The sequence below is a fragment of the Okeania sp. SIO2B9 genome, from assembly GCF_010672505.1.
Lineage (GTDB): Bacteria > Cyanobacteriota > Cyanobacteriia > Cyanobacteriales > Microcoleaceae > Okeania > Okeania hirsuta.
Genome location: NZ_JAAHGK010001571.1, coordinates 1 through 1499 on the forward strand (window position 1 = coordinate 1; position 1499 = coordinate 1499).

Below are 1499 nucleotides of genomic sequence, written 5' to 3' on the forward strand. Positions count from 1 at the left end.
CTAAACCTTTCTTTTTTCTGCTATACATTATTTATAGACTAACTACAGGATAAAATGGTGAAAATCTAGTATTTTTCAACAAATTCATAGATTTAATATCATGTCCGGTTGAATACTTATAAATAAATTAGTAGGGAGTAGGTAGTAGGGAGAAAAAAGAGATTTGCTCTGCAAGTGAAAGGATAGTTTTTTTCATAACTAATTATCAGGACATGATATAAATTTGGGATTTTATAGTTTGGCTTCACAGTCGATAGCTAAAATATTTCCGATACAATTCACATAGAGGCATGACTAAATTACCTTGAAACTTTACTAATCCCATACTGCGTAATTTGAATCCTTCTTTTGTGCCTATAGGTATAGGGTAATTTATCGTAATAATTTGTTTAATTACTGTTAATAATTCTGGATTTTCTTCAAGATTATTTAAGTGGCGGCGTAGGTGGTCACAATAGGGACTTTCTTCTGTCGGAGCGACCTGTAATAGCTTTTCTAAAGTCATTCTTCCCCGGGCAATTTGATAGAGAGCTTGACGTACTAAATAAGGATGTCCTCCTACCATTGCCATTAATTCTTTTATCTGTTCTGAAGACCATTCTAGATGATGTAATTTGACTAAATTTTCTACTTCTTCCCAGTTGAGTTCTCGTAACTCTATGGGCAAACCTACATTAAAAGGTGACTGATTAATATTTAGAGGAATATATACTTCTTTTGAATGTACAATTACTAACCTTAGTTTTTGCCAAACTGCTTCATTTTTACCACGTTCATGCCAAGTCCTGAGCAAAGCAAAAAAGGAAGTAGCAATTTCTGGATGTTGAAAAACTTGGTCTACTTCATCTAACCCTAAAACTAAAGGAGTTGAAATTTCTGATAGTAGATATCTTTGAAAATAATTTGTACATTTATTTTTACTTCCTAATACTCCTTGCCAATATTCAGACAGTTTTTCTTCTAGATTCAATTCATCAGTAATACTGGCACAAAACCATTTTAAAAATAAATCAAGATTAGTCAAAAATTCCTCATCTGCTGACTGAAAATTTAAACAAGCTTTGCAATATCCTTGCTGTTCAGCATAATTCAAAATTCTACTCATTAAAGAAGTTTTTCCCATCTGTCTAGGTGCTTTAACTCGAATCAAAGCTCCCGGATTCATAATAGTTTCATAACACTCTGACTCTATGGGCGATCGCTCTACATAAAAGGGAGAATTAAGTGCTACTTGACCAGAAGGAGTATCCAATAATAACTCTTTTTCCTTCGTCTTTTTTTGTTGTTCAGAAGTCAAGTGATTAGATTTTTCTTTCTCCCTTCTTCCTTCTTCCTTCTTCCTTCTTCCTTCTTCCTCCTTCCTTCTTTCTTCTTCAACTTGTGAATTACCTGGTAGTGTCACACCAAAATTAATAGGTGGCGAGATAATCATTGTTTTTGCTTTTTCCTGCTGAATCCTTAATTCAGTTAATTCTAATCTAACTTTCTGGAGAGACTTC

1 protein-coding gene is annotated in these 1499 nt (G+C 33.4%); it reads right to left on the reverse strand.

The window, feature by feature from the left end; genetic code table 11:
- Window positions 1–244: 244 nt before the first annotated feature.
- Window positions 245–1499: AAA-like domain-containing protein (locus F6K13_RS32745; RefSeq protein ID WP_287289866.1), on the reverse strand; the 1255-nt coding region annotated here is incomplete at its 5' end.